At 71.3% G+C, this 26,629-nt stretch carries 25 protein-coding genes; 12 read left to right on the forward strand and 13 right to left on the reverse strand.

Going from position 1 to position 26,629, the window contains the following annotated elements:
* The first annotated feature begins 107 nt into the window (after positions 1-107).
* On the forward strand, positions 108-968 hold the full coding sequence (locus ACFY29_RS06480; RefSeq protein WP_386983902.1) for a serine hydrolase: 861 nt from the start codon (positions 108-110) through the stop codon (positions 966-968).
* 54 nt (positions 969-1,022) lie between these two features.
* Positions 1,023-1,724, forward strand: a complete 702-nt coding sequence (locus tag ACFY29_RS06485; RefSeq protein ID WP_386983903.1) for a lysoplasmalogenase — start codon at positions 1,023-1,025, stop codon at positions 1,722-1,724.
* On the opposite strand, the gene ACFY29_RS06490 is transcribed toward ACFY29_RS06485, so the two are convergent.
* Positions 1,693-2,490 carry a tyrosine-protein phosphatase gene (locus tag ACFY29_RS06490; protein ID WP_328418778.1) on the reverse strand — a complete coding sequence of 266 codons (798 nt, stop codon included), beginning with the start codon at positions 2,488-2,490 and terminating at the stop codon, positions 1,693-1,695. The two genes, ACFY29_RS06485 and ACFY29_RS06490, sit on opposite strands and share 32 nt — an antisense overlap.
* A gap of 44 nt (positions 2,491-2,534) precedes the next feature.
* On the opposite strand from ACFY29_RS06490, the gene ACFY29_RS06495 reads away from it, so the two are divergent.
* Both ACFY29_RS06495 and ACFY29_RS06500 read left to right on the forward strand, forming a co-directional pair.
* The gene (locus ACFY29_RS06495) at positions 2,535-3,632 is read left to right on the forward strand and encodes a dipeptide epimerase (protein ID WP_355609736.1); all 1,098 of its coding nucleotides are present in this window, start codon (positions 2,535-2,537) and stop codon (positions 3,630-3,632) included.
* A gap of 60 nt (positions 3,633-3,692) precedes the next feature.
* Positions 3,693-4,610, forward strand: a complete 918-nt coding sequence (locus ACFY29_RS06500) for an NlpC/P60 family protein (RefSeq protein WP_386983906.1) — start codon at positions 3,693-3,695, stop codon at positions 4,608-4,610.
* A 36-nt stretch (positions 4,611-4,646) separates the two neighbouring features.
* Here the strand turns inward: ACFY29_RS06500 and ACFY29_RS06505 are convergent, their stop codons facing one another.
* From ACFY29_RS06505 to pnuC, 3 genes are all read right to left on the reverse strand, one after another.
* Positions 4,647-5,645, reverse strand: a complete 999-nt coding sequence (locus tag ACFY29_RS06505; RefSeq protein ID WP_328418781.1) for a TerC family protein — start codon at positions 5,643-5,645, stop codon at positions 4,647-4,649.
* Positions 5,646-5,968: 323 nt separating this feature from the next.
* Positions 5,969-7,108, reverse strand: a complete 1,140-nt coding sequence (locus tag ACFY29_RS06510; protein WP_386983909.1) for an AAA family ATPase — start codon at positions 7,106-7,108, stop codon at positions 5,969-5,971.
* The gene (pnuC, locus tag ACFY29_RS06515; RefSeq protein WP_386984662.1) at positions 7,105-7,758 is read right to left on the reverse strand and encodes a nicotinamide riboside transporter PnuC; all 654 of its coding nucleotides are present in this window, start codon (positions 7,756-7,758) and stop codon (positions 7,105-7,107) included. The genes ACFY29_RS06510 and pnuC overlap by 4 nt, the downstream gene beginning before the upstream one ends.
* Before the next feature lie 97 nt (positions 7,759-7,855).
* Between pnuC and ACFY29_RS06520 the strand changes: the two genes are divergently transcribed.
* Positions 7,856-8,149, forward strand: coding sequence for an antibiotic biosynthesis monooxygenase family protein (locus tag ACFY29_RS06520; protein ID WP_328418783.1), 294 nt, complete (start codon positions 7,856-7,858; stop codon positions 8,147-8,149).
* 106 nt (positions 8,150-8,255) lie between these two features.
* Here ACFY29_RS06520 and ACFY29_RS06525 read toward each other — a convergent pair whose 3' ends face one another.
* Positions 8,256-9,116, reverse strand: coding sequence for a helix-turn-helix domain-containing protein (locus ACFY29_RS06525; RefSeq protein ID WP_386983911.1), 861 nt, complete (start codon positions 9,114-9,116; stop codon positions 8,256-8,258).
* 150 nt (positions 9,117-9,266) lie between these two features.
* A complete protein-coding gene (gene uvrB / locus ACFY29_RS06530) occupies positions 9,267-11,375 on the reverse strand; it encodes an excinuclease ABC subunit UvrB (protein ID WP_386983913.1) in 2,109 nt (702 codons plus the stop codon).
* 299 nt (positions 11,376-11,674) lie between these two features.
* Between uvrB and ACFY29_RS06535 the strand changes: the two genes are divergently transcribed.
* On the forward strand, positions 11,675-13,198 hold the full coding sequence (locus ACFY29_RS06535) for a hypothetical protein (RefSeq protein ID WP_386983915.1): 1,524 nt from the start codon (positions 11,675-11,677) through the stop codon (positions 13,196-13,198).
* 58 nt (positions 13,199-13,256) lie between these two features.
* On the opposite strand, the gene coaE is transcribed toward ACFY29_RS06535, so the two are convergent.
* Positions 13,257-14,438: a dephospho-CoA kinase gene (gene coaE / locus ACFY29_RS06540; RefSeq protein ID WP_386983917.1), complete on the reverse strand. Its 1,182-nt coding sequence runs from the start codon at positions 14,436-14,438 to the stop codon at positions 13,257-13,259.
* A 174-nt stretch (positions 14,439-14,612) separates the two neighbouring features.
* On the opposite strand from coaE, the gene ACFY29_RS06545 reads away from it, so the two are divergent.
* Both ACFY29_RS06545 and ACFY29_RS06550 read left to right on the forward strand, forming a co-directional pair.
* Entirely contained in the window at positions 14,613-15,146 is a 534-nt protein-coding gene (locus ACFY29_RS06545) for a PadR family transcriptional regulator (protein WP_386983919.1), read from the forward strand.
* Complete coding sequence (locus ACFY29_RS06550) at positions 15,130-15,765, forward strand: GyrI-like domain-containing protein (RefSeq protein ID WP_386983921.1); 636 nt, start codon at positions 15,130-15,132, stop codon at positions 15,763-15,765. Before ACFY29_RS06545 ends, ACFY29_RS06550 begins: the two co-directional genes overlap by 17 nt.
* A gap of 90 nt (positions 15,766-15,855) precedes the next feature.
* On the opposite strand, the gene rpsA is transcribed toward ACFY29_RS06550, so the two are convergent.
* On the reverse strand, positions 15,856-17,355 hold the full coding sequence (rpsA, locus tag ACFY29_RS06555) for a 30S ribosomal protein S1 (protein ID WP_328418789.1): 1,500 nt from the start codon (positions 17,353-17,355) through the stop codon (positions 15,856-15,858).
* Positions 17,356-17,755: 400 nt separating this feature from the next.
* Between rpsA and ACFY29_RS06560 the strand changes: the two genes are divergently transcribed.
* Genes ACFY29_RS06560 through ACFY29_RS06575 form a run of 4 tightly spaced genes read left to right on the forward strand, consistent with a single transcriptional unit; the run spans position 17,756 to position 19,829 of the window.
* The gene (locus ACFY29_RS06560) at positions 17,756-18,562 is read left to right on the forward strand and encodes a class I SAM-dependent methyltransferase (protein ID WP_386983923.1); all 807 of its coding nucleotides are present in this window, start codon (positions 17,756-17,758) and stop codon (positions 18,560-18,562) included.
* Between the two features lie 55 nt (positions 18,563-18,617).
* On the forward strand, positions 18,618-19,220 hold the full coding sequence (locus ACFY29_RS06565) for a Uma2 family endonuclease (RefSeq protein ID WP_386983925.1): 603 nt from the start codon (positions 18,618-18,620) through the stop codon (positions 19,218-19,220).
* 53 nt (positions 19,221-19,273) lie between these two features.
* Positions 19,274-19,495, forward strand: a complete 222-nt coding sequence (locus tag ACFY29_RS06570) for a DUF2945 domain-containing protein (RefSeq protein ID WP_328418792.1) — start codon at positions 19,274-19,276, stop codon at positions 19,493-19,495.
* A complete protein-coding gene (locus ACFY29_RS06575) occupies positions 19,482-19,829 on the forward strand; it encodes a DUF3140 domain-containing protein (RefSeq protein WP_386983927.1) in 348 nt (115 codons plus the stop codon). The genes ACFY29_RS06570 and ACFY29_RS06575 overlap by 14 nt, the downstream gene beginning before the upstream one ends.
* A gap of 165 nt (positions 19,830-19,994) precedes the next feature.
* On the opposite strand, the gene polA is transcribed toward ACFY29_RS06575, so the two are convergent.
* The 5 genes from polA to ACFY29_RS06600 all read right to left on the reverse strand — a co-directional run bounded on the left by polA (position 19,995) and on the right by ACFY29_RS06600 (position 26,603).
* Positions 19,995-22,694 (reverse strand): DNA polymerase I, encoded by a 2,700-nt coding sequence (polA, locus tag ACFY29_RS06580; protein WP_386983929.1) that lies wholly within the window; start codon positions 22,692-22,694, stop codon positions 19,995-19,997.
* Positions 22,695-22,831: 137 nt separating this feature from the next.
* Positions 22,832-23,545: an ABC transporter ATP-binding protein gene (locus tag ACFY29_RS06585; protein WP_328418794.1), complete on the reverse strand. Its 714-nt coding sequence runs from the start codon at positions 23,543-23,545 to the stop codon at positions 22,832-22,834.
* Entirely contained in the window at positions 23,532-24,473 is a 942-nt protein-coding gene (locus ACFY29_RS06590; protein WP_328418795.1) for an ABC transporter ATP-binding protein, read from the reverse strand. Before ACFY29_RS06590 ends, ACFY29_RS06585 begins: the two co-directional genes overlap by 14 nt.
* Positions 24,466-25,623: a branched-chain amino acid ABC transporter permease gene (locus ACFY29_RS06595; protein ID WP_355609711.1), complete on the reverse strand. Its 1,158-nt coding sequence runs from the start codon at positions 25,621-25,623 to the stop codon at positions 24,466-24,468. Before ACFY29_RS06595 ends, ACFY29_RS06590 begins: the two co-directional genes overlap by 8 nt.
* Complete coding sequence (locus tag ACFY29_RS06600; protein WP_355609709.1) at positions 25,620-26,603, reverse strand: branched-chain amino acid ABC transporter permease; 984 nt, start codon at positions 26,601-26,603, stop codon at positions 25,620-25,622. The genes ACFY29_RS06595 and ACFY29_RS06600 overlap by 4 nt, the downstream gene beginning before the upstream one ends.
* Positions 26,604-26,629: the final 26 nt, after the last annotated feature.

Below are 26,629 nucleotides of genomic sequence, written 5' to 3' on the forward strand. Positions count from 1 at the left end.
GCACCGGGCGCGTCGGCCGCTTGCGGCCGGCGCGCCCGGCCGCTTTTCAGCGGGGGTACGCCGGCCCCACTCGGTCGGCCCGCCGTTGATCGGCTACGGTCACCGGCATGACCTGGGATGATCTCGACGCCCACCTGGACAAGGTGCCCGGCACCGTCTCGGCGTACGTGGGCCGGCTCGATGCGCCCCCGACCTGGACCCGCCACGCCGACGCCGCCCACTACGCCGCCAGCACCATGAAGGCGGGGGTGCTCGCCGCGCTGCACCGCGCCGCCGAGGCCGGCACGCTGGAGTTGGACGCCCCGGTCCCGGTGGTCAACGAGTTCGACTCGGCCCAGCCCGGCGCGCCCCGATTCTCCTGCGCGCAGCACTACGACAACGACGACGCGGTCTGGGACCGGGTGGGTGGCACCGCGCCGCTGCGCTGGCTGGCCGACCGGATGATCGTGCGGTCCAGCAACCTGGCCACGAACCTGGTCATCGAGCAGGTCGGGCTGCCGGCGGTGGCCGAGGTGTGGGCGCTGGCCGGTGCCCGGCACAGCGTCACCGGCCGGGGCATCGAGGACTTCGCCGCCCGCGAGGCCGGCATCACCAACCTGGTCACCGCCGCCGACCTGGCCGCCCTGCTCGGCGCACTGGCCACCGGGGCCACCACCCCCGGCCGGCTCGCGTCGTCGGCCGGCTGCGCGGCCATGCTGGACGTCCTGCTCGCCCAGGAGCACCGCGAGGACCTGGCCGCCGGGCTGCCCGAGGGCACCCGGATCGCGCACAAGGGCGGTTGGGTGCGCGGCGTCCGGCACGGCGCCGGGGTGGTGCTGCCCGACGACGCCCCGCCGTACCTGATCGTCGTCTGCACCACCACCGACCTGGCCGACGGCGGCCCGAGCGGAGACGAGGTCGAGGACGACGCCTGCCGGCTGATCGCCAACGTCTCGGCGCAGGTCTGGGCGGCCCGCCACCAGCTCTGACCCGCACCCGCCGATCCCGGCTAGGCTGCTCGCACCCCCACCCCGGAGCCGCTGATGCCCCGCAGTCGTACTCTCCTGGCCGCATTCCTCGCCGTGACGGTGGCGAACCTGCTGGCCAACGCCACCGGTGGCGGGGTGGCCGAGCTGCTCACCAAGCCGCTGCTGATGCCGCTGCTGGCCGCGTACCTCTGGCGGGCCACCGCCGAGCGCGGTGCCCGTCCGGACCGGTTGGTGCTCGCCGCGCTGGCCTTCTCCACCGGCGGCGACGTGGCGCTGCTGGGCGACGGCACCGGCTGGTTCATGGCCGGCATGGTCTGCTTCCTCGCCGCCCACCTCTGCTACCTCGCGGCGTTCACCCGGCACGGCGCCGCGACCGCGCTGCGCCGTGCGCCGCTGGTCGCGGTCCCGCTGGTGTACGCGGTGCTGACCGTCGTCGCGCTGACCTGGATGTGGGCGGGACTGACGGACGCCGGGCTGGCCGTTCCGGTGGCCGGGTACGCGCTCGCGCTGGCCGCGATGGCCAGCACCGCCGTCACCCAGGGCTGGCGGGTCGGTCTCGGCGCCGCGCTGTTCCTCGGGTCCGATTTGTTGATTGCCACCGGGGTGGCTGGAGTGGCACAGCCACCCGGCGCGCCGGTGCTGGTCATGGCGAGTTACGCGGCCGGCCAGGCGCTGATCGTCATCGGCCGGGCCGGCCGCGCCGGAACGCCGGCCGGCGCACCGGTCACTCCAACAACTGCGCCCGTAGCCCGGTGAGAACCTCGTCGGTCAGCCCGAGCCCGTCGCGCAGGTAGCCGTCGAACGAGCCGTGCACCCGGCGGACCTCCTGGTAGCCGGCGTCGAGGTACTCCGGGCGGACCTCCAGCACCGGCAGCACCGCGTCGACGTCCAGCTCGGGCTGCCGCCGCCGCATCGCCTCGATGATCACCGCGCGGAGGCTGTCGGTCAGCTGGTTGTTGCGCAGGTACTCGGCGCGGATCGTGGCCTCGTCCACTCCGAGCGCGGTCAGCAGGATGACGGTGAGCCAACCGGTGCGGTCCTTGCCGGCGGAGCAGTGGTAGACCAGCGGCAGGTTCTCCGGCCGGGTGGCCAGCCGTACCGCCTCGGCGAAGCCGACCCGCGCCGACGCTCCGGTGACGAACCACCGGTAGATCTCCGCCATCGCCCCCGCTGTGCCCTGCCGGGCCAACTCCGCGTACGAGTTCAGGTCGTGGCCGAGCAGCACCGCCGAGACGTACGTGAAGACCGGGTGCTCCGGGTCGTGCACCGGCAGATGCACCATCCGGGGCTCCCCGACGAGCCGGTCCGCCGGAGCCACCGCGATCTCCGAGCCGTCGCGCAGGTCGAGCACGCAGGCCGGCCCGAGCTTCGCGAGCACCGGCAGGTCCTCGTCGGTGAGCCGGCCCAACGCCGGGGTACGGATCAGCCGTCCGGCGCGCACTCGTCGGCCGTCGGCACCGACCAGGCCGCCCAGGTCACGCGCGTTCGGCGCACCCACCATCTCCCAGTCCCGCCCGGTCATCCGGTCTCCCCTCCCGCCGCGTGCCTGCGTATAGGGTGCCCCACATGACGATCTCGGCGGTACGCACCCACCGGGTTTCCGCACCCCTCCACACCCCTTTCGTCACCGCGCTGCGCCGTACCACCACAGTGGACACGCTGGTCGTCGAGCTGGTCGACGCCGACGGCCGGTCCGGCTTCGGCGAGGCGCCGCAGGTCTGGCAGGTCACCGGCGCGTCGGTCGCCGGAGCTGAGGCGTGCGTGCGGGAGCTGCTCGGGCCGCTGCTCACCGGACGCGACCCGGACGACCTGGTGACCCGCTGCGCCGAGGTACAGCGCGCGGTGGTCGGCAACGAGGCGGCGAAGGCCGCGGTGGACGTGGCCCTGCACGACCTGGCCGCCCGGCGGCTGGGCGTACCCCTGGTGCGGCTGCTCGGCGGCACCAGGCTGCGGGTGCCCACGGACGTCACGCTGGCCGCGGGCGACGCGGTGGACCTGGCGGCGGCCGCGCGGCAGCGACAGGCCGACGGCTTCGGCGTGCTCAAGCTGAAGGTTGGCACCGACGCGGCCGGCGACCTGGACCGGGTGCGGGCGGTCCGCTCGGCGGTCGGCGCCGGGGTCCAGATCCGCCTCGACGCCAACCAGGGCTGGACGCCCCGGGAGGCGGTCCGGGTGATCCGCGGCATCGAGGACGCGGGGCTCGATGTGGAGCTGGTCGAGCAGCCGGTGGCCCGCTGGGACCTGGACGGGATGGCCTGGGTCAGCGACCGGGTGTCCGTGCCGATCCTGGCCGACGAGGCGGTCTTCGGGGTTCGTGACCTGGTGGAGGTGATCCGCCGCCGGGCCGCCGACCTGGTCAACGTCAAGCTGGCCAAGTGCGGCGGGCTGCACCCGGCGCGCACCCTGCTGGATCTGGCCTCCGCGCACGGGCTCGGCACGGTGGTGGGGTCGATGATGGAGACCCAGATCGGCATCGGCGCGGCCGCGAGCCTGGTCGCCGCGTACGGCACCACCGCAGTCTCCGACCTGGACGCCGCCTGGTGGCTGGCCTGGTCGCCGGTGCACGGCGGGCTGCACTACGAGGCAGCCACCGTGGTGCTTCCGGACGCCCCCGGCCTGGGCATTTCCGGCTTGGCTGAAGCAAAGATACAGACCCGCAGTTGATGATCGTTAGTTTCTTTCATATGGTTTCCGGAGGACGGCCGACACGAGCTGGGGGTTGACGTGGAGCTGCAACCGGGCCGCGAGGCCGTCGTCCGGGTCGCGGTGGCGACGCTCTGGACCTGCCCCGAGGCGGTCCGCGCCGTCGACGGGCCGGCGCTCACCGCGCGCGCCGACATCCCGGCCTGGGTCTCCGGCCTGGACACCGACCAGCAGGTCGGCGACTGCGTGCTGAGCCAACTGCTGCTGGGTGAGCGGGTGCTCATCAGCGAGCTGCGCCCGGACGGTTGGGCGCGGGTGGTGGCCGTCGAGCAGCCCGCCGCCACGCTGGATCCGCGCGGCTACCCGGGCTGGCTACCGGCCGACCAACTGGCCCCCGTCGACCCGGCCGTCACCGGCCGCCCGCTGGTGGTGGACGCCACGGTCATCGGGCTGCGCGCCGCGCCGGACGGGCCGGTCGTGCTGCCCGGCGTGGTCGTCGGCACCCGTCTCGTCCCGGCCGGTCCGGCGCTCAACGGTTGGCAGCCGGTGCACGTCCCCGGTCAGGCCGCACCGCTCTGGCTGCCCGACGGCCAGTTGGTCCCGGCACCGGCCGAGCCGCCCAGCGCCGCCGATGCGCTCGCGGTGGCGCAGCGGCTGCTGCACGTGGCCTACGTCTGGGGCGGGCTCTCCTCGTACGGCATCGACTGCTCCGGGCTGGTGCACCTGGCCTGGCGCCGGTTCGGGGTGCTGCTGCCCCGCGACGCGGCCGACCAGGCGGCGGCGACCACCCCGCTGCCGCTGGGCGCGGAACGCCCCGGAGACCTCTACTTCTTCGCCCGCCCCGGCCGGAAGATCCACCACATCGGAATCGTCACCGCCGTCCCCGGCGACCACGAGAACCGGCGGATGCTGCACGCCTGCTACCGGCGGCGGCGGGTCGTGGAGGAGCCAATGCCGGCCGATCGGACCGCGACCCTGGTCGGCGTACACCGGGTCTGACCGGCCGGGCGCGTCCCCGCGCCCGGCCGGCGGTGGTCAGCGCCGGGCCTCGGCCAGCTCGCGCCGCCGGTCCCGGGAGGACTTCACCAGACTGGCGATCGTGGCGACGCCGAGCGTGCCGAGGATGATCAGCAGGGACAGCCAGATCGGGATGTGCGGCGCCCAGCCCACGTGCTCCCCGCCGTTGATGAACGGCAGGTTGTTGTCGGCCAGCGCCTCCAGCACCAGCTTCACCCCGATGAAGCCGAGCACCACGGCCAGCCCGTAGCTCAGGTAGATCAGCCGGTCGAGCAGGCCGCCGAGCAGGAAGTAGAGCTGGCGCAGGCCCATCAGCGCGAAGACGTTCGCGGTGAAGACCAGGTACGGCTCCTGGGTGATGCCGAAGATCGCCGGGATCGAGTCCAACGCGAAGATCAGGTCGGTGGTGCCGATCGCGATCATCACGATCAGCATCGGAGTGAACAGCCGCCGGCCGTTGAAGTGCGTGGTCAGCTTCGCGCCGTCGTAGTCCTTGGAGATCGGCAGCGCCTTGCGACTCCACCGGATCAACAGGTTCTCGGAGAACTCGTCCTCGTCCGGCTCACCCTGCCGGGCCAGGTTGACCGCGGTGTAGATCAGGAAGGCGCCGAAGATGTAGAAGACCCAGGAGAACTGCGAGATCAGGGCGGCGCCGGCGGCGATGAACCCGCCGCGCATCACCAACGCCAGCACGATGCCGACCAGCAACACCTTCTGCTGGTACTGCCGGGGCACACCGAAGCGGGCCATGATGATCACGAAGACGAAGAGGTTGTCCACCGAGAGGCTGTACTCGGTGAGCCAGCCGGTGTAGAACTGCCCGGCCGCGCTGGCCCCGGAGGTCAACCAGACACCGGCGCCGAAGAGCAGGGCCAGGCCGACGTAGAAGCTGACCCAGAGACTCGACTCACGCACGCTCGGCTCGTGCGGGCGTCGACCGATGATCAACAGGTCGACGAGCAGGACCGCAGTCAGTGCGACGAGGGTCCCCGCCCACACCAATCCGGACACGTCCAACGTTCATTCCTCCGGCAGACACGCGGCGTCGGGCACACCGTACGCCCCTGCGGGTCCCGGCGTGCCGCTCACGCTCACTCTGGTGACTGTCGGAGGTCTCTTCCGCCACCGCCCGCGAGCGGGACGGCGACCGACGGCGCCGGGTCGTACGCCGAAAACCGGCGGTCGACCGTGCTGACGACTCCGTCGCGAGGGAATACTCCCCTCCTCGATGACCATTCTTGCCCACCACGCCGTGTGATCGCACCCCGGGTAGCCGGTGTCACCGGCCACCCGCCGGCCGGGAATACCCCGCGACACACGGTCAAACGCGTCCTAGGAGGCTAGTGCGTGTCGGGTGCGGCGAGCGGGTCGGCGAGCGACCAGCCGGCGGCGAGCAACGCGTCGCAGGCAGCCACCGCCCGGGTCAGCCGCTCGGCGTGCGGTCCCACCAGCTCCACCACCGGCACGCCGCACCCGGCCAGTTCGGTGCGGAACCGCTCGGTCATCCAGCCCCGCAGGTGCTCCCCGTCGCGCAGCCCGTCGTCGGCGAAGGGCACGCCCCGGTGGTCGGTCAGCAGGTACAGCGCAGGTCGACGGGCCGCCGCCCGGACCGCCGGAGACGTACTACCGAGGTAGCGCTCCTCCCAGACAGCGGTGGCCCGCGCGTCGGTGTCGCAGAAGAGCAGCGGCCCGGACGAGCGGGCCGCCGCGTCCTCGGCCGCCTGCTGCTCGCGGACCACCGTGCGGAAGTCATCCCGATCCCAGCTCACGTCGAAGACGCTCGCCCCGGGCGAGTCTTCCCGCAGCCGGGCCAGCTTGCGGGCGGTCAGCTCCCGGCCGTACTCCGGCACCCAGCCGGTGCGGTAGCGCGCGGCGAGCGCCATCGCCATCGTGGTGGTGCCGGTCGACTCGGCACCGACCACCACCACCCGCCGGACGAACCAGGCGCGCACCGGCGGGCTCAGCCACCGCCAGTGACCCACCGGGTCCGCCCGCACGGCGGTCCCGGAGACCGGCACGGTCCGCCGCTCCGGATCCACCGAAACGGGTACGGCGTCGAAGCGGCGGGCCAGTTCGGCGCCGTACGCCTCAGAGGAGAAGACGGCGTCCACCGCCCCCGGTCCGGCCGCCTCGCGGAACACCGCGCAGTGCGCGTCCCAGACCACCGGGTCGGCGTAGTCCACCGGGTGGTCGTCGTACCGGCCGACGAACCGGACCCACGGGGTGTCCGCGTGCACCTCCCGCAGCCAGTCCAGCCGCACCTCGAGCGGGATGGACTCGCGGCGCGAGGGCGCCACCACCACGGTGACCGTGGCGCACCGGGCAGCCGCGGCCGCGATCAGCGCGTGGTGCCCGGCGTGCGGCGGATAGAACTTCCCCACCACCATCCCGTGCCGGAACTCCGCAGCGTCCGCCTGCTCCGGCGAGCGGGGTGTCGGCGGGCGGGGTGTCGGCCGGCGGTCCGGTGCTCGCTCGGTCACGCGGTGACCCGGGCCGGGCCGGGCGGGACGGGGGTCGGCCGGTCGGCCCGGCGCAGGTCCGCACGCCAGGCCCGCAGCCCGAGCACGCAGAGGGCGAGGAACACCAGGTACAGGACGGCGGTCAGGTGCAGCCCCTTGTACGCGTAGAGCGGGATGTAGATCAGGTCGGCGGCGATCCAGAGCCACCAGCTCTCCACCCGCTTGCGGGTCTGCCCGTACGTGGCCAGCAGGGACAGCGCGGTGGTCAGCGCGTCCGGCAGCGGCACCGTCGAGTCGGTGGCCCGGTCCAGCAGGACCCAGAGCGCGCCGGTGAGCAGCACCCCTGCGACGGCCAGCGCCAGCCACTCCCGCCGCCCGGTCCGGCTCACCGTGAGCCGGGTCCGCCGCTCGCCACCGAACAGCCAGTGCCACCAGCCGTAGCAGCCGAGCGCGACGTAGACGACCTGGAGCCCGGCGTCGGCGTACAGGCCGGCGGTCCAGAACAGCAGCATGAGCAGCAGCACGTTGGCGATGCCAACCGGCCAGTTCGCGATCCGCTGCCGGGCCACCAGCCAGACGTTCAGCACGCCGGTGGCGAACCCGAGCAGTTCCGCCCACGTGGTCCCGGTGCCGGCCACCCGGAACGCGGTGCCGGTGAGCCAGTCGATCATCACAGTGCCCTCCCGGGCACCCACCCTAGGGCCGCTGTCGACACCGGAACAGACCCCACCACGCCGTCGGGCCGGCCCGCCGTGGGAGGCTTCCGACATGGTGCTTGAGGTCGCGTTGATCGACGTACTGCCCGGACACGAGGACGAGTTCGCCGCCGCGTACGCCCAGGGTCACCCGGTGCTCGCCGGGGCACCCGGCTGCCGGTCGGTGCGGATGACCCGGGGGATCGAGTCCCCGACCCGGTTCGTGCTGCTGGTCGAGTGGGACTCGGTCGAGGCGCACAACGACAACTTCCGGGCCACCGAGCGGTTCACCCGGTGGCGTGAGCTGATCGGGCCGCACTTCGCCGGGCCTCCCCTCGTCGAGCACTTCATCGACGTACCGGCCTGAGCGGAGCTGTCGTACCCCGCGGTTATCGTGCCCACCGCACGCGCCGGCCGCCGGTCCCGACGGGCTCGGGGGCGCCGGGCCCGGTGGCCGCGCGGCGCCGCTGCCCTCATTCCCCGACGCGTCGGGCCAGCGCGGTGACCGTCTCCGCCGGTGACAACGCGGCGGCCAGCAGCGCCTCGGTCATCCGCTCGTACCGGTCGACGTCCAGCACGGTGGCCAACCGGACGTCGGTGGTCAACGCCTCCAGCATCACCGTCCGCGGGTCCGCCGGGTCGGGGAAGGCATACCAGGAGTACGGGGTGAGCGGGTGCAGCCCGCCGTCGGCCGCCGTGCCGCGAGGCAACAGCCGGATCGTCACGTGGGCCAGCCCGGTCACGGCGACCAGGTGCCGCAGTTGCTCACGCCAGACCGGGACCGGCAAATCGCCCGGGTCGCAGGCCGCCTCGGCGAGCACCACCGTGTAGCGCGCTGGGTCGGCGCGACGCAGCACCTCCTGCCGCAGACCCCGGGCACGCACCTCGGCGTCCACGTCGATCTCCGGCGTGAACAGCGCGCCGGCGGAGACCCGGAACCGGGCGTACTCCGGCGTCTGGAGCAGCCCCGGCACGACCGCCGGCTGGTACTCGACGATGTGGGCAGCGCCCGCCTCCAGTTCGGCGTACGTACGCTGCCGCTCGCTCATCTCGCCCAGCGTCTTCCACCAGCCGCGACTGGTGGCCGCGTCCCGGGCGATCACGATCAGCGCGTCCCGGGCCGGCGTCGGCACCTGGTAGATGTCCAGCAGATCCAGCACGTCGGCGAGGTCCGGTCGGCTCTGGCCCAGCTCGATGCGGGACAGTTTCGACGTCGAGGCCCAGCCCAGCCGGTCGCAGACCTGCTCCAGGGTCAACGCCTCGCGCCGGCGTAGCTGGCGCAGCTCGGCACCGAGCCGCACACGTCGAATGACAGGACTCGTTGGCAACGGCATCCCCGCCTCCCCACCGAGGGAGAGTACGCAGGACGGTCACCCAGTGCAATACCGCGCTCGCACACCGCTACCGGACTGACCTCTCCCGGCGACCGATCGGACCGGCCCGTACCTGCCGTTCCGCACCCGCTGTGGCCGCCGGGGCGGCCGTCACTTCACGCCGGTCGCGTCCATTCCGCGCAGCTCCTTCTTCAGGTCGGAGACCTCGTCGCGGATCCGGGCCGCCAGCTCGAACTGCAGCTCGCGGGCGGCGGCCAGCATCTGGTCGTTCAGCTCCTGGATGAGCTGGGCCAGGTCGGCGCGGGCCATCCCCTCCCGCGAGGTGGTGGTGGCGGCCGCCCGACTCCGGCTGCGGGTCTCCTTGACCGGCGCCTTGCCCCGGGAGAGCTGGCGCACCGCACCGCCGACCCGGGAGTTTTCGGTGTCCTCCGCCTCGCGGTAGATGTCGTCCAGGATGTCGTGGATCTTCTTGCGCAGCGGCTCCGGGCTGACCCCGTGCGCCTCGTTGTGCGCGATCTGCTTGGCCCGCCGCCGATCGGTCTCGTCGATCGCGTTCGCCATCGACGGAGTGATCTTGTCGGCGTACATGTGCACCTGACCGGAGACGTTACGGGCGGCCCGCCCGATGGTCTGGATCAGCGACCGGCCGCTGCGCAGGAAGCCCTCCTTGTCAGCGTCGAGGATCGCCACCAACGACACCTCGGGCAGGTCCAGACCTTCGCGAAGCAGGTTGATGCCGACCAGCACGTCGTAGTCGCCCTTGCGCAGCTCGCGCAGCAGCTCCACCCGGCGCAGCGTGTCGACCTCCGAGTGCAGGTAACGCACCCGGATGCCGTTCTCCAGCAGGTAGTCCGACAGGTCCTCGGCCATCTTCTTGGTCAGCGTGGTGACCAGCACCCGTTCGTCCCGATCGGTACGCAGCTTGATCTCGTGCATCAGGTCGTCGATCTGGCCCTTGGTCGGCTTGATCACGACCTCCGGGTCGACCAGCCCGGTGGGCCGGATGACCTGCTCGACGAACTCACCCTGGGCCTGCTCCAGCTCCCACGGGCCGGGGGTCGCGGAGAGGTAGACCATCTGGCCGACCCGCTCCAGGAACTCGTCGAAGCGCAGCGGCCGGTTGTCGGCCGCGCTGGGCAGCCGGAAGCCGTGGTCGATGAGCATCCGCTTGCGGGACGCGTCGCCCTCGTACATGCCGCCGATCTGCGGGATCGTCACGTGCGACTCGTCGACGACGGTGAGGAAGTCGTCCGGGAAGTAGTCGAGCAGGCAGTGCGGCGGGCTGCCGGGCAGCCGCCCATCCATGTGCATCGAGTAGTTCTCGATGCCCGAGCAGAAGCCCACCTGCCGCATCATCTCGATGTCGTAGGTGGTGCGCATCCGCAGCCGCTGCGCCTCCAGCAGCTTGCCCTGCCGCTCCAGCTCGGCGAGCCGTTCGGCCAGCTCCACCTCGATGTCGCGGATCGCCCGCTCCATCCGCTCCGGGCCGGCCGCGTAGTGCGTGGCCGGGAAGATGACCAGCTGGTCGACCTCGCGGACCACGTCACCGGTCAGCGGGTTGAGGTAGTAGAGCTTCTCCACCTCGTCGCCGAACAGCTCGATGCGGACCGCCAACTCCTCGTACGCCGGGATGATCTCCAGCGTGTCGCCGCGGACCCGGAACGTGCCCCGCTGGAAGGCCATGTCGTTGCGGGTGTAGCGGATGTCGACCAGCCGCCGCAGCAACTGGTCGCGGTCGACCTCCTGGCCGACGCCGACCCGGATCGCCCGGTCGAGGTACTCCTCCGGGGTGCCCAGGCCGTAGATCGCCGACACGGTGGCCACCACGACCACATCACGGCGGGTGAGCAGCGACATCGTCGCCGAGTGCCGCAGCCGCTCGACCTCCTCGTTGATCGAGGAGTCCTTCTCGATGTAGGTGTCGGTCTGCGGGATGTACGCCTCGGGCTGGTAGTAGTCGTAGTACGAGACGAAGTATTCGACGGCGTTGTCCGGCAGCAGCTCGCTGAACTCCTTGGCCAGCTGCGCGCAGAGCGTCTTGTTCGGGGCGAGCACCAGGGTCGGGCGCTGCAGCCGCTCGATCAGCCACGCGGTGGTGGCGCTCTTGCCGGTGCCGGTCGCGCCGAGCAGCACCGTGTTGCGGTCGCCGCGCCGAACCCGACGCTCCAGATCGTCGATGGCGGCCGGCTGGTCGCCGGCCGGCTGAAACTCACTGACGACCTGGAAGCGGCCGTCCAGCCGAGGAATGTCGAGCGCCATGACCTCAACGGTACGCCGGAGGTCCGACAGGAACGGCCGTCACGCCGGGTACGTGATCAGCTTCAATATTCCCATTGTGTGGCGCATGTCACCGGCACTAGGCTCTCGCTGTAGGCCGCTCGCGGCGGCCGACCGGGCCGGTGGCCAGGCCGTCATCTCGGCCGGCCGCCCCCGGCACAGCGGGTCGCAGCACCCGGCGCGTCCGGCGTGCGCACCCGTGTGGTCGCGCTCGAGGCGCAGACCGGCCGCCGCGAGCGCCCTGCTCGTCACCCCGGCGCCGCCCCGCCCGTTTCACATCCGTGGACACCTCTCCGAAGCCGGCACGCGACATCGATCCCGGGGACACGTCCCGGCCCACCGACACCGCCGGTCCGTCCCCGGCCAGCCGCCGCCGACGGACAATCCTGCTGATGCTCGGCCTGACCGCGGTGACGTCCGCGACGGCGCTGGTGATCGGGCTGTTGAGCTGGGCTCCCGACCCGCCCGAGCCGGCCCGGCCGCTGACCGTCGCCGAGGGCGAGCGGTTGGCCGCGATGCGGGTCACCAACCTGCGGGACCTGCGCGCCGGGGTCCATGTCACGATCGGCGCCGGTGCCGCCCGTACCGAACTGGTCGGCTGGGTGGACTGGTCGCGGACGCTGCTCTACCTCGACGTGGGTGGTCCGGGCGCGGGCGCCGAGCGGGGCCTGTTGCAGAGAGCTGGCCCGTTGCTGGTGATCCGACCGGACCCGGCCGCGGTGCCCACCCCCGCCGCGCCACCACTGGTGCCCCCGGCGGACCGCTGGCGGCTGCACCACCTGGCACCCGGCGCGGGCCTGGCACCCGTGCTCGACCTGCTTCTCGGCCTCGCCGCCGACCGCCCGGACCCCGCCCAGGCGCTGCGGGACAGCGGTGCCCGCTGGGTGGCCCGGGACACCGTCGCGGCCGGGCCGGTGGACGTCCTTGAGGCGCCGCTACCCGGCGGGACCTCACCCACCGCCAGCGGCACAGCGCCGGGAAGTACAGCACCGACGACCAGGGCAGGGGGCGACGTCGACGGGCAGCCCCGCTACTGGCTCGACCAGGACGCCCGGCTGCACAAGCTGGTCCTCCGGCTGCGCGACGTCGGCTCGATCACGGTGACCCTCAACCGGGCGGACCGGCCGACGCTGCGCCCGGTGGACGCACTCGGTGGCCGGCCCGGGCAACCCCGCGCGCTCACCGGCGCCGAACAGGACCGGCTGGACCGACTGCCGACCCGGCTGCGCGCCCAGGGCGGTGCCGCGCTGACGTTGACCGCGCCGACGGGCACGGACACCAACCTGCGAGGCGCCGGCTGGTTGAACTGGACCGCCCGCACCGCCTACCTGGCCACCGCCGACCTGCGCGTACCGGATCGCCGGACCCTGCTGCGGCGGGACACCGCCGGCCTGGCCCGGGTGGACGTGCCGGCCGCGGCCGGTGGCGGCGGCACCGCGGAAACGCCCGGTCGGCCGCCGCTGCCGCCCCCTGCCGGGGCGTGGCGGTTCACCCGGTCCGGCACGGACGACCTGAGCCTGCTGGTCGGGGCCGCGGTGGCCGCCGCCGGGTCATCCGGGCAGCGTGGTGCGGCCGTGCGGGTACGCGAGGACGTCGCCGGCGGGCGGACCGTGGACGTCGTCGAGCTGCGCACGGCCGACGCGCGGCTGCGCTACTGGATCGACCGGGTCGGGTCGCTGCGGCGGCTGGAGCTGCACACCGCCCCCGGCGCGTGGGCGCAGCTGGACCTCAACCCCGCCTCGGTACCCCGGCTGACCCCGGTGCCCCGCCCGGCAGCCCCCACCCGGCGTCCCGGCGCACCCTGATCCCCCGCGACGCGGGCGGCACGCGCCCGGCGAAACGCCCCGGTGTCAGCCGTGCCGCTCAGGGCCGCCAGCCGGTCTGCGCGGCCCACTGCTCGGCCCGCAGGTACTCCTCGTCGAACCACGGGTCGCGGGCCGTACCGGATCCGGTGCCGTCCGGCGCCGCGTCGACCAACTCGCGCTTGAGCAGCAGGTAAGCCGCCCGCTGGTCCGGGTCGGCGCGCAGGTGGTCGCGCATCAGCAGCGCGTACCGCCAGCCCGGCGAGCCGGCGGCCCGCACGTGCACGCGCACCGGGCGGGCAGGGTCGGCGCTGCCGTGCAACCGCTTCTCCCACCGGCCGCTGCCGGCCGGACGGGGATCGTCCCACCACTGCCCCGGCACCGGCGGGAACCCGGCGTTCGCCAGCCGGTCGGCCAGCACCCTGTCGGCGTCGGCGAGGCTGGGCACGGCCACCTGCACGTCGATGACGTCCTCAGCGGCGAGGCCGGGCACCGCGGTCGAGCCGATGTGGTCGATCCGCAGGTCGGCCGGGGCGAGCGCGTGTCGGATCCGGGCGGCCAGCCGGGCGTACTGCTCGGGCCAGTTCGGGTCGGTCCCGGTCGGGTCGACCCGGCCCGGCGGAACCACCCGCCGCTCCCGCAGGTTGTGCTCGTAGGGCAGCAGCCGCTGGTGCCAGAGTGCGTCGACGGCGGCGTGCAGCTCCGCCAGGCTTCCGTCGTTGGTCAGCACCACGTCCGCCACGGCGCGGCGACGGTCGTCGTCGGCCTGCGCGGCGATCCGCCGCTCGGCCTCCGCACGGTCCATCCCACGATCGCGTGCCAGGCGTTCGAGTCGGGCCGCCACGTCCGTCTGCACCACGACCACCAGGTGGTACGTGGGCGCGAGACCCACCTCGACCAGCAGCGGTACGTCGTTCACGACGATCGCGTCGGGTGCCGCCGCGGCGGCCAGCTCGGCGGTGCGGGCACGGACCCGGGGATGGGTGATCGCCTCCAACTGCCGGCGGGCGGTCTCGTCGGCGAACACCACCGCACCCAGTGCGGCGCGGTCCAGTGCGCCGTCGGCGTCCAGCACCTCGGTGGAGAACGTGGCGACGATCTCGGCCAGGCCCTCGGTGCCCGGTGCGACGACCTCCCGGGCCACCCGGTCGGAGTCGATGAGCACCGCACCCCGCTCGACCAGCCGCGCGGCCACCGCGCTCTTGCCCGACCCGATACCGCCGGTCAATCCCACCCTCAGCACCGGACCAGTCAACCGGATCACGAGCCCCGTCGCCAAACTCGCCCGCGGCCCGGCGAGATCGTGCTCGTTGGCGCCGGCAGCGCGGCGACCGGCTCCTCGGCCTGCCGGCTCGGGGCCGGGCAACCTCCTGAAGGGACATCCCAAGTGTCTCTATTCTAGTAATAGAATACTGCCATGGAGCTGACTCCAGCCGAGCTGACCGTGCTGGGCTTGATCATCGAACGCGCCCGGCACGGCTACGACCTGGAGCAGGTGATCGAGCAACGCGGCATCCGGCAGTGGTCCGACGTCGGGTTCTCCTCGATCTACTACCTGCTCGCCAAGCTGGAGAAGCGCGGCCTGGTCCACGTTCCCGAGGCTCCCGCCGCCCCAAAGTCCCGCCGCGTGTACCACGCCACCGCCCAGGGCCGAGAGGCTGCGGCGCGCACCGCGCTGGCTCTCATCGAGGAACCACGGCCGGTCCCGCACCCGTTTCTCGTCGGTATCGCCAACCTGCCCCTGCTCTCCGATCAGGAGTACGCACAGGCGCTACGCACCCGGTTGGCGCGGGTCGAAGCCCGCATCGACGCGGTCCAGGTGGCGCAGCAGGCGCAAGCCCCCCTCCCGCGACCGGCGCGTGAGGTGTTCTCGTACTCGCTGAGCCTCCTCGAGGCAGAAAGGCAGTGGCTCGCCGCCCGAGCCCAGGTGCCTGATGACGGACAAGACTGACTTCAAGAAGACCACCGACGCCTATCAGGCCAGACGAGGCCAGTTCCGGATCGTGGACGTGCCCGACATGCAGTACCTCATGATCGACGGCCACGGCGACCCGAACACCTCACCGGCATTCACCGACGCCGTCGAAGCCCTCTACCCGGTGGCCTACAAGCTGAAGTTCGCCAGCAAACGAAACCTCGGGCGCGACTACGTCGTCCCGCCCCTGGAGGGCCTGTGGTGGGCCGATGACATGGACTCCTTCACCGCGGGGCGCGACAAGTCACGGTGGGACTGGACGCTGATGATCATGGCCCCGGACTGGATCAACCAGGACATGGTCACCGCCGCCGTGGAGCAGGCCGGGGCCAGGAATCGCCCGGCGCGTCTCGACGACACCCGGCTGGAGACGCTCTCCGAGGGGCGGTGCGTACAGACGCTGCACGTCGGGTCCTTCGACGAGGAAGCCGAGGTACTGGCGCACCTGCACCACAAGTTCGTGCCGGGCAACGGGTTACGGATGGTCGGGAGGCACCACGAGATCTACCTCAGCGACTTCCGCAAGGTCGCACCCGACAAGCAACGCACCATCCTGAGGCAACCGGTCACCGTCGCTGCCGCAGCGAATGCGTAGCTGACCCGGCGGCCGGCCGGGGGTACGGCGAGGGCCCCGCCCCCGGCGATCCGAAGATCGCGGGGACGGGGCCCTTCGTCGTTCAGCGGGTCACTTACCGCCGGCGAGCTTCTCCCGCAGAGCGGCGAGCGCCTCGTCGGTGGCCAGGGTGCCGGCCGGCTCCTCGGCCTGCCGGCTCGGGGCCGGGCTGGTCGAGGAGGTGGTGCCCCCAGCGGCGGCCGGAACGACCGGAGTCGGGTTGGCAGCGGCCTCGGCGTCGGCGGCCCGAGAGGTCTGCACCTGCTTGGTGTGGGCCTCCCAGCGCACACGAGCCTCGGCGTACTGGTTCTCCCAGGTCTCGCGCTGCTTGTCGTACCCCTCGAGCCACTCGCCCGTCTCCGGGTCGAAGCCCTCCGGGTAGATGTAGTTGCCCTCGGTGTCGTACGTCGCCGCCATGCCGTAGAGGGTCGGGTCGAAGTGCTCCTCGCCCTCGACGAAGCCCTCGTTGGCCTGCTTGAGCGACAGCGAGATCCGGCGACGCTCCAGGTCGATGTCGATGACCTTGACCATGACCTCGGAGCCAACCTGGACGACCTGCTCCGGGATCTCCACGTGGCGCTCGGCCAGCTCGGAGATGTGGACCAGGCCCTCGATGCCGTCGTCCACCCGGACGAACGCACCGAACGGCACCAGCTTGGTGACCTTACCCGGCACGATCTGCTGGATCGCGTGGGTGCGGGCGAACTGCCGCCACGGGTCCTCCTGGGTCGCCTTCAGCGACAGCGAAACCCGCTCGCGGTCCAGGTCGACGTCCAGGACCTCGACCTCGACCTCCTGGCCAACCTCAACGACCTCGGACGGGTGGTCGATGTGCTTCCAGGACAGCTCGGAGACGTGCACCAGACCGTCGACGCCGCCGAGGTCCACGAATGCGCCGAAGTTGACGATCGAGGACACGACGCCCTTGCGGACCTGGCCCTTCTGCAGCTTGTTGAGGAACTCGGTGCGCACCTCGGACTGCGTCTGCTCCAGCCAGGCCCGGCGGGACAGGACCACGTTGTTGCGGTTCTTGTCCAGCTCGATGATCTTGGCCTCGAGCTCCCGCCCGACGTACGGCTGCAGGTCGCGCACGCGCCGCATCTCGACCAGGGACGCGGGCAGGAAGCCGCGAAGCCCGATGTCGAGGATGAGGCCACCCTTGACCACCTCGATGACCGAGCCGCGGACGACGCCGTCCTCGTCCTTGATCTTCTCGATCGTGCCCCAGGCCCGCTCGTACTGCGCCCGCTTCTTGGAGAGGATCAGACGACCCTCCTTGTCCTCCTTCTGGAGAACCAGGGCCTCGATGTGGTCACCAACCGTCACAACCTCGGCGGGGTCCACGTCGTGCTTGATCGACAACTCCCGAGAGGGGATGACACCCTCGGTCTTGTAGCCGATGTCGAGCAGGACCTCGTCCCGATCGACCTTGACGACGGTGCCTTCGACAATGTCGCCGTCGTTGAAGTACTTGATGGTCTCGTCGATCGCGGCGAGGAATGCCTCCTCGGAACCGAGATCGTCGTGGGTGACCCGGGTGGCGCTCGAGGGGGCCTCGATGCTGCTCGTCATGTGGGCGGTTGCTCCGGTCGGATGGGTTGTCACAGCAGGCTGGTGTCGCAGTGACCTGTTCGCGCCAGCGGATCCGTCGCCGGGCACACCGAACGATCACAGTGAGATCATGATGTGGCTCCGTCGACCGCGCACCTGCTCCCTGCCGAGACACACGATCCGCGAGCGCATCGTCTAGCCTACCGTGCGCATTACCACAGCGTGCAAGCCCTCCCAGCTTCTCGCCGTTCGATGACCTGCGAAAGCCGAACAATCGCCCGGAAAACACCCCTGCTGTCTCCTGTGTCACACCGGCCCCACCGGCCCCACCCAACCGGTGGCCCGGCGGCGGCGCGACCGTGCCGGCGGGTCGGCCCTGCCCACCGCCCGCAGGAGCCGCCCCGGGGCCTAGCGTGAGCGGGTGGATGACGACAGCCGGGTTACCCGGCGCCGGGTGGGTGACGCCGAGGCCCGGCGGGCAAACCGCGGCTGGTGGGACACCGACGCCGACGACTACCAAGCCGAGCACGGCGCGTTCCTCGGTGACGTCGACTTCGTCTGGTGCCCCGAAGGGCTGCGCGAGGCCGACGCCCGGCTGCTCGGTGACCTGTCCGGCCGGCGGGTGCTGGAGGTCGGCTGCGGCGCCGCGGCCGCTGCCCGCTGGCTGGCCACCCAGGGCGCCCGGCCGGTCGCCTTCGACCTGTCCGCCGGCATGTTGCGGCACGCCGCCGAAGCCGCCGACCGCACCGGGGTACGCGTACCGCTGGTGCAGGCCGACGCGCTCGCCCTGCCGTTCGCCGACCAGTCGTTCGACCTCGCCTGCACCGCGTTCGGCGCAATCCCGTTCGTGGACGACTCGGCGGCCCTGCTGGCCGAGGTGCACCGGGTGCTGCGCCCCGGCGGCCGGTGGGTGTTCTCGGTGACCCATCCGATGCGCTGGATCTTCCTCGACGATCCGGGCGAGGGTGGGCTGACCGCCGTGCACTCGTACTTCGACCGCTCCCCCTACGTGGAACAGGACGAGTCCGGCGTGGCCACCTACGTCGAGCAGCACCGGACCCTCGGCGACCGGATCCGCGAACTGGTCGGCGCCGGGTTCCGGCTGCTGGACCTGGTGGAGCCGGAGTGGCCGGCGGGGCACGAGGGGATCTGGGGGCAGTGGAGCCCGCTGCGCGGACGGCTCTTCCCCGGCACCGCCATCTTCGTCACCGAGAAGCCCGCCGGATGACCGCGTCGCACGCGCGGTGCGACCCCACCCCATCGATGGGCGGTAGGCTCGCCCCATGAGCGGGGAGCCCATCCCGGCACCACCTGGCCCCTGGTGTCCGGACCCGATGCGGCAGCAGCGCGCCGACTACACGGTCGAGGATCTGCTCAATCTGCCGGATGACGCCCCCCGCGTCGAACTCGTCGATGGAATCATCCAGGTGACGCCCTCCCCCACCCTGGGCCATCAGGACATCTCGTTCCTGGTACGTCTGTGGCTACACTCCCACGCGCCCAGCGACCTCCGGGTCACCCAGGCCGTTTGTGTCGGGTTCGGCTTCAACACCAGCCGACAGCCGGATGTCCTGCTGTACCGCGCCGAGGTGCCGTCCGACCGGTCCATGCTGCGGCCGGCGGATGTCGTCCTCGCCGTGGAGATCGTCTCGCCGGGCACCCGACGGATCGACCGCTTTGCCAAGCCCGGCGAGTACGCCGCCGCCGGCATTCCCTTCTACTGGCGGATCGAGCAGGACCCGGTGCACGTCTACGCGTACCGGGTCGGCGACCGGGTGGGGCCCGGCGGTGAGCGACAGTACGAGCTGGTCGCCGACGGCGCTGACGTGATCGAGTTGACCGAGCCGTTCGAAATCAAACTGCCGATCGCCGAGATCACGCCGTAGTCGATCGGTTCGGCTGGCCGTTTCGCCCCAGCGGTGCCGGGTAGCCGAGGAGCATGGCCGAGCAGAGGGAATTCCGCGAGGGCGACCACGTCTCCTGGGCCAGTCACAGCGGCCGGGCACACGGCGTGGTCAAGGAGAAGCTGACCGACCGGACGCACGTACGCGGACACGCCGTGAACGCGACGGAGGACGAACCGCAGTACCGGATCCGCAACGACGACTCGGGCCGCGACGTGGCCCACCGACCCGAGGTGCTGCGTCATGAGGGGTCGTGACGATGGGCGGGATACCCACCGGGAGTTCACCGAGGCGGTGAACATGAAGCCCGGCGAGCTGTCCAGCTGGCTGGAGACCGACGAGTCGAAGCAGGTCGGCTGGCACAAGGGCGGTCGCTCCGGCGGCGGCGAGTCAGTCGGCCACGAATCCGGGCGCAAGATCATCAACCTGTTGCGCCGCAAGCGCGGCGAGCTGTCCGAGGGCGACTACAAGCACATGCGCAAGGTGGTCGGCTACGTACGCCGGCACATGGCCCAGCGACCGTCCGGCAACGTCCGCGACACCAAATGGCGCTGGTCCCTCATGAACTGGGGCCACGACCCCCTCAAGTAACCCGCCGGGCTGGCCCAGCCCAACCACTCTGATTCACAACGCCGAACAGCACCGACCACAGCGACCCAGTCGGGGGTTCCGGGGCAGCCCGACCCGCGCAGGGATCAAGCCTGACCGCCCGGAGCGGGTCGGGCTGCCCCGGAACCCCACCACCGCAGCACAGGATCAGTGGTCGGCGCTGTTCCAGTCCCGGCCGTTGCCGACCGACACCTCCAGCGGCACCGACAACGGGTACGCCCCGCCCATCTCCCGCCGAACCAGCGCCTCCAGCGCGTCCCGCTCACCCGGCGCGACCTCGAAGACCAGCTCGTCGTGCACCTGCAACAGCATCCGGGAGCGCAGCCCGGCCTCGCCCAGCGCGGTGTCGACGTGCAGCATCGCCACCTTGATGATGTCGGCCGCGGAGCCCTGGATCGGGGCGTTGAGCGCCATCCGCTCGGCGATGTCCCGGCGCTGCCGGTTGTCGCTGACCAGGTCCGGCAGGTAGCGGCGGCGACCCAGGATGGTCGAGGTGTAGCCGTCCTGGCGGGCTCGGGCGACCACCTGCTGCAGGTAGTCGCGCACCCCGCCAAAGCCGGCGAAGTAGTTTTCCATCAGCCCGCGCGCCTCTTCGGTGCCGATGCCGAGCTGCTGGGACAGGCCGAACGCGCTCAGCCCGTACGCCAGGCCGTAGTTCATCGCCTTGATCTTGCGGCGCTGGTCCGGGGTGACCTCGTCGAGCGGCACCCCGAAGACCGACGATGCGGTGGCGGCGTGGAAGTCGGCGCCGGAGTTGAAGGCTTCGATGAGCGCGTCGTCCGAGGAGAGGTGCGCCATGATGCGCATCTCGATCTGGCTGTAGTCGGCGGTGAGCAGGCACTCGTAGCCCTCACCCACCACGAAGGCCCGGCGGATGCGCCGGCCCTCCTCGGTGCGGATCGGGATGTTCTGCAGGTTGGGCTCGGTGGAGGAGAGTCGCCCGGTGGCCGCGACCGTCTGGTTGAAGGTGGTGTGGATCCGGCCGTCGTCGGAGACCGACTTGAGCAGCCCGTCGACGGTCGACTTGAGCTTGGCCACGTCCCGGTGGCGCAGCAGGTGAGCCAGCACCGGGTGCGGGGTCTGCGCGTAGAGCCACTGCAGGGCGTCGGCGTCGGTGGTGTAGCCCGTCTTGATCTTCTTGGTCTTCGGCAGGCCCAGCTCGGTGAAGAGGATCTCCTGCAGCTGCTTGGGCGAGCCCAGGTTGAACTCCCGGCCCACCGCCTCGTACGCGCCCTGCGCGGCGGCCTTCACCTCGGCGGCGAAGTGCGCCTCCAACTCGGACAGATAATGCGTGTCGGCGGCGATGCCCGTGCGCTCCATGCCGGCCAGGACCCGCATCAGCGGCAGCTCCACGCCGGCCATCAGCCGGGCCGACTGCTCGCCGTCGCGGGACAGCTCGGCGTCGATGGCGTCGGCCAGGTCGAGGGTGGCCCGGGCCTGGAGCATCAGATTTTGCTCGGCCACGCTCTCGTCACCCAGCCCGTCGAGGGTGAGCTGGCCGGTCTCCGGCGCGTCGACCCGCAGCTCCCGGTGCAGGTAGCGCAGCGCCAGGTCGGTCAGGTCGTAGGAGCGCTGGTCGGGGCGGGCCAGGTACGCGGCGATCTGGGTGTCGCGGACGATGCCGGACAGCTCCCAGCCGTGCGCGGAACAGGCCAGCACGGCCGGCTTGCTGTCGTGCAGCACCTTGGGCCGCTGCGCGTCGGTCAACCAGCCGGCCAGCGCGCCCTCGTCGGCCGCGTCGAGTCGCGCCGGGTCCACCCAGGCCGCCGCTCCGCCGGCGGTGGCCAGCGCCAGGCCGGTGATCGAGGCGGTGTGCCGGCGGTTGGGGCCGGTGTCAAGCTTGATCGCCAACCCGACCGGGGTGCCGGTCGGGGCGTGCGCGGAAAGCCAGGCGGTCAGCGCGCCCGGCTCGGTGAGCACCTCGCCGGTGAGGTCGAAGCCGGACTCGGCCTCCGGCTCGACCGCCTCCAGGTACTGGTAGAGCCGATCGCGCAGGATGCGGAACTCCAGGGTGTCGAAGACCTGGTGCACCGCCTCCCGGTCCCAGCCGGCCCACCGGGCGTCCTCCGGGCGCAGCGGCAGCTCAAGGTCGGAGACCAGGCAGTTGATCTCGTAGTTACGGATCACGTCGGCGAGCCGCTCGCGCAGGCTGTCGCCGGCCTTGCCCTTGATCTCGTCGGCGCGGGCGATCACGCCCTCCACCCCGCCGTACGTGGCGATCCACTTTGCCGCGGTCTTCGGGCCGACGCCCGGGACGCCGGGCAGGTTGTCGCTGGTCTCGCCGACCAGCGCGGCCAGGTCCCGGTAACGCTCCGGACCGACGCCGTACTTCGCCTCGATCGCCGCCGGGTCCATCCGGGCCAGGTCGGAGACACCCTTGCGCGGGTACAACACGGTGACCTGGTCGCCGACCAACTGGAAGGCATCCCGGTCACCGCTGCTGATCAGCACCGTCATGCCCTGGTCGCGGGCCTGGCAGGCGAGCGTCGCGATGACGTCGTCGGCCTCGTAGCCCTCCATCTCCACCACCGGGATCTGCAGCGCGGCCAGGACCTCCTTGACCAGGCTGACCTGGCCCTTGAAGTCGGTCGGGGTCTCGCTGCGGCCGGCCTTGTACTCCGCGTACCGGTCGGTGCGGAAGGAGCGGCGGGAGACGTCGAACGCGACGACGATGTGGGTGGGCTGCTCGTCGCGCAGCACGTTGATCAGCATCGAGGTGAAGCCGTAGACCGCGTTGGTGGGCTGGCCCGTCGTGGTGGAGAAGTTTTCCACCGGCAGGGCGAAGAACGCCCGGTATGCCAGGGAGTGTCCGTCGACGAGAAGTAGGCGCGGCGTCGTAGCTGTCACGGCAGCGACTCTAGTCCGTCGCACCGACATCCCCGGGTGGCGGCACCGCGCGTCCGACGGCGGAACAGACGGCCGGCCGGAACGCCGGCGGCCGGCCACCCTGTGAGGGATGGCCGGCCGCTGGTTGGTCGGATGGCTCAGGCCACGCCGAGGTACGCCTCCTTGACCGACGGGTCGTGCAGCAACTCCTGACCGGTCCCTTCCTTCACGATCTGACCGGTCTCCAGCACGTAGCCGCGGTGCGCCCGGGAGAGCGCCTGCTGGGCGTTCTGCTCCACCAGCAGGATCGTGGTGCCCTGCTGGTTGATCTCCGTGATGATGTCGAAGATCTGCCGGATCACCAACGGGGCCAGACCCATCGACGGCTCGTCGAGCAGCAGCAGCTTCGGCCGGCTCATCAGCGCCCGGCCGACCGCGAGCATCTGCTGCTCGCCGCCGGAGAGCGTGCCGCCGGCCTGCTTGCGCCGCTCGGCCAGCCGCGGAAACAGGGTCAGCACCCGGTCCAGGTCGGCGGCGATGCCGGCGGAGTCCCGCCGGGTGTACGCCCCCATGTCCAGGTTCTCCATCACCGTCATACCCGGGAAGATCTGCCGCCCCTCCGGCGACTGACACAGCCCCCGGACCACCCGCAGGTCGGCCCGGAGCTTGCTGATGTCCTCACCGTTGAACGTGATCTTCCCGCTGGCGAGCGCCCGGGTCCCGGAGATGGCCCGCATGGTGGTGGTCTTACCGGCGCCGTTCGCGCCGATCAGGGCCACCACCTCACCCTCGTTGACGCTCAGGCTGATGCCGTGCAGCGCCTCGATCCGGCCGTAGGCAACGGCGACGTTCTCGAGCTCAAGCAGCGTCATCGGCGGGCTCCCCCAGGTATGCGGCGATCACCTTCGGATCGCGGCTGACCTCCGCGGGCGCACCCTCGGCGATCTTGCGGCCGAACTCCAGCACCACGATCCGGTCGGTGACCCCCATGACCAGCCGCATGTCGTGCTCGATGAGCAGGACGGTCAGGCCCTTGTCACGGATCCTGCGAATCAGGGTGAGGAGCTCCTCCTTCTCCGCCGGGTTGAAGCCGGCGGCCGGCTCGTCCAGGCAGATCAGCTTCGGCTCGGTGGCCAGCGCCCGGGCGATCTCCAATCGGCGCTGGTAGCCGTACGGCAGGTTGCGCGCCTCGTCGTTGGCCCGGTCGGCGATCCCGACGAAGCGCAGCAGCTCGAGCGCCTTGGACTCGGCCGCCCGCTCCTCGAGGATGTGCCGGGACAGGCCGAAGATCTTCGCGGCCGACAGGCGCACCTGCTGCCAGGTCCGGACGATCCCGGACGCGGCGGTGACCTGCGGCAGCTCCTCCGGCTTCGGGCGAACCCGGTAGAGCCGGAACAGCGCCCCGGGCACGCTCGTCTTGTGCCGCGAGTCCGTGCCGACCATGACGTTCTCCAGCGCCGTCATCTCCGGGAAGAGACGGATGTTCTGGAACGTCCGGGAGATGCCGAGCTGGCTGATCTGGTGCGGCTTGCGACCGGTCACCTTCTGGCCCCGGAACCGGACGGCCCCGGACGTCGGCTTGTACACCCCGGTCATCACGTTGAAGCTGGTGGTCTTGCCGGCGCCGTTCGGCCCGATGAGGCCGAGGATCTCGCCCTCGTAGATCTGGAAATTGATCTTGTCGAGGGCGACCACACCGCCGAAGCGGAGCGTGACGTCGTCGACTTCGAGCAGTATCGGCCGCGGTCCCGCCTGAGTCGGGATCTTCGGCGCTGCGGTGCTGGTGGTCTGGTCAGACATGAGCTGGTGCCTCCTCTGCCTCCGCCGCGCGGTCCTTCAACTCGCGGGCACGCCGCCGGCTCGGGACAAGGCCCTGCGGACGCAGGATCATCACCAGCACCATGGCCAGACCGAAGACCAACCACCGGTAGTCGGCGAAGTCGCGGAACCGTTCCGGCAGGTACGCCAGCAGCACCGCGCCGAGCGAGACGCCGATCATGTTGCCGGAGCCACCGACGACCACCATGGCGACGAAGAGGATGGACAGGTTCGCGTTGAACTGGGTCGGGTCGATGAACGCGTTCCGGCTGCCGAACAGGAAGCCCGACAGGCCGCCGAGGGCCGCACCGATGGCGAACGCCCAGAGCTTGAACTTGAACGGGTACACACCCATCACCGCGGCGGCGTCCTCGTCCTCCCGCACGGCCAGCCATGCCCGGCCGACCCGGCTGTGCTCCAGCCGGCGGACCAGGAAAACCATGATCAGCACGAAGGTGATCGCCAGCCAGTACCAGGGCTTCGCGTCGATCAGACCGAACACCTTGTTGTCCGCTGACGGCGCACCCTCCGGGCCGGGGATGGCCGAGATGCCCACCGGGCCGTTGGTCAGCCCGGTGGCGTTGCGGGCCACGATCCGGATGATCTCGCCGAAGCCCAGGGTCACGATGGCCAGGTAGTCACCGCGCAGCCGCAGCGTCGGCCAGCCCAGCAGCACCCCGGAGATCATCGTCAGCACGATCGCGATGAACAGGCAGATCGCCCAGGTCACCGCCCAGGTCGCCGGCAGGTCGAACTCCTGCTGGATCCACTTCACCACCGGCGAGTTCACCGAACCGAACAGCGCCACGCTGTACGCCCCGATGGCGAAGAAGCCGATGTAGCCCAGGTCGAGCAGGCCGGCGAGGCCGACCACCACGTTCAGGCCGATCGCGACCAACACGTAGATGGCGCAGACGAAGAGCACACCCGCCCAGTTGTTACCGCCCTCGATCGAGTCGGTACGCAACCAGGTCAGGCCCGGAATGCCGAGCAGCGGCAGGTAGTAGAGGACCGCCACGAAGGCGGCCAGCCCGAGGGCCTGCTGCCACTTCGTCAGCGCCCGCCAGCGGTCGCCGACCGTGGTCAGCAGGCTCACCCGGCGGCGATCAGCGGAGCGAATCTTGTCGATCATGCGCGGGCCCTCCCGAGCGACTCGCCCAACAGACCGGTCGGCCGGAACATCAGCACCACGATCAGCACCACGAAGGCGATGACGTCCTCCCAGTTGGACGCGAAGAGCGTGGCGCCGTAGACCTCGACGATGCCGAGGAAGAGGCCACCCAGCAGCGCGCCGCGCAGGTTACCGATGCCGCCCAGGACCGCGGCGGTGAACGCCTTGAGGCCGAGCACGAAGCCGATGCTGTTCTGGGTGAAGCCGAACCGCATGCTCCACAACAGAGCGGCGGCGCCGGCCATGATCCCACCGAGCACGAAGATCAGCATGATCACGCGCTCCTGGTTGACGCCCATCAGCGCGGCGGTCTCCGGGTTCTGGGCCACCGCCCGCACGCCCCGGCCATACCGGGTGCGGTTGATGAACCAGTCCAGCAGCGCCATCATCGCCACGGCCGCGACGAAGACGATCACCTGGATGTTCGTGATCGCCGTGTTGCCGATGGTGAACAGGGTCTCCTGCTGGATGATCGTCGGCATACCGACGATCTGCCGGGGCCGGCCGAACGCCTCCGGCAACACGCCACCGAGCAGCTTGGGCAGCACCTGGCCGAAGAGCTCGACGAAGACCAGCGACAGACCGATCGCGGTGATCAGGAAGATCAGCGGCGGCGCGTTCTTACGCCGCAACGGCCGGTACGCGATCCGCTCAAGCGCCAGAGCCGTACCGCCGGAGGCGACCGCCGCGACGATCAGACCGAGCACCAGGAACAGGATCGCCTGGCCGACAGGGGGGTTATTTTGCACCCCGAGCTGGGTCCAAAGGATCAGCACCGCGAAGGTACCGACCATGAAGACCTCGGAGTGCGCGAAGTTGATCAGACGAAGGACGCCATAGACGAGGGTGTAACCAAGGGCGATCAGGGCGTAGATAGCGCCCTTGGACAGGCCATCGACCGTGTGCTGGCCGAGATGGCCGATCAGTTCATCGAAATGCACCGGGGGTCTCCTTGAATCGAGCGCGG

This window comes from Micromonospora sp. NPDC000668, assembly GCF_042897975.1.
In the GTDB taxonomy this organism is placed as follows: Bacteria; Actinomycetota; Actinomycetes; order Mycobacteriales; family Micromonosporaceae; genus Micromonospora.

What these genes read in the sequence shown, in the direction of transcription:
- pnuC (WP_386984662.1), bottom strand. Translation starts at nt 7,758, where the DNA reads ATGATCGACTGGCTCACCGGCACCGCGTTCCGGGTGGCCGGCACCGGG.
- ACFY29_RS06490 (WP_328418778.1), bottom strand. Translation starts at nt 2,490, where the DNA reads ATGACCGGGCGGGACTGGGAGATGGTGGGTGCGCCGAACGCGCGTGAC.
- ACFY29_RS06570 (WP_328418792.1), top strand. Translation starts at nt 19,274, where the DNA reads ATGGCCGAGCAGAGGGAATTCCGCGAGGGCGACCACGTCTCCTGGGCC.
- ACFY29_RS06565 (WP_386983925.1), top strand. Translation starts at nt 18,618, where the DNA reads ATGAGCGGGGAGCCCATCCCGGCACCACCTGGCCCCTGGTGTCCGGAC.
- ACFY29_RS06485 (WP_386983903.1), top strand. Translation starts at nt 1,023, where the DNA reads ATGCCCCGCAGTCGTACTCTCCTGGCCGCATTCCTCGCCGTGACGGTG.
- uvrB (WP_386983913.1), bottom strand. Translation starts at nt 11,375, where the DNA reads ATGGCGCTCGACATTCCTCGGCTGGACGGCCGCTTCCAGGTCGTCAGT.
- ACFY29_RS06575 (WP_386983927.1), top strand. Translation starts at nt 19,482, where the DNA reads ATGAGGGGTCGTGACGATGGGCGGGATACCCACCGGGAGTTCACCGAG.
- ACFY29_RS06495 (WP_355609736.1), top strand. Translation starts at nt 2,535, where the DNA reads ATGACGATCTCGGCGGTACGCACCCACCGGGTTTCCGCACCCCTCCAC.
- rpsA (WP_328418789.1), bottom strand. Translation starts at nt 17,355, where the DNA reads ATGACGAGCAGCATCGAGGCCCCCTCGAGCGCCACCCGGGTCACCCAC.
- ACFY29_RS06545 (WP_386983919.1), top strand. Translation starts at nt 14,613, where the DNA reads ATGGAGCTGACTCCAGCCGAGCTGACCGTGCTGGGCTTGATCATCGAA.
- ACFY29_RS06525 (WP_386983911.1), bottom strand. Translation starts at nt 9,116, where the DNA reads ATGCCGTTGCCAACGAGTCCTGTCATTCGACGTGTGCGGCTCGGTGCC.
- ACFY29_RS06480 (WP_386983902.1), top strand. Translation starts at nt 108, where the DNA reads ATGACCTGGGATGATCTCGACGCCCACCTGGACAAGGTGCCCGGCACC.
- ACFY29_RS06590 (WP_328418795.1), bottom strand. Translation starts at nt 24,473, where the DNA reads ATGTCTGACCAGACCACCAGCACCGCAGCGCCGAAGATCCCGACTCAG.
- ACFY29_RS06585 (WP_328418794.1), bottom strand. Translation starts at nt 23,545, where the DNA reads ATGACGCTGCTTGAGCTCGAGAACGTCGCCGTTGCCTACGGCCGGATC.
- ACFY29_RS06595 (WP_355609711.1), bottom strand. Translation starts at nt 25,623, where the DNA reads ATGATCGACAAGATTCGCTCCGCTGATCGCCGCCGGGTGAGCCTGCTG.
- ACFY29_RS06520 (WP_328418783.1), top strand. Translation starts at nt 7,856, where the DNA reads ATGGTGCTTGAGGTCGCGTTGATCGACGTACTGCCCGGACACGAGGAC.
- ACFY29_RS06550 (WP_386983921.1), top strand. Translation starts at nt 15,130, where the DNA reads ATGACGGACAAGACTGACTTCAAGAAGACCACCGACGCCTATCAGGCC.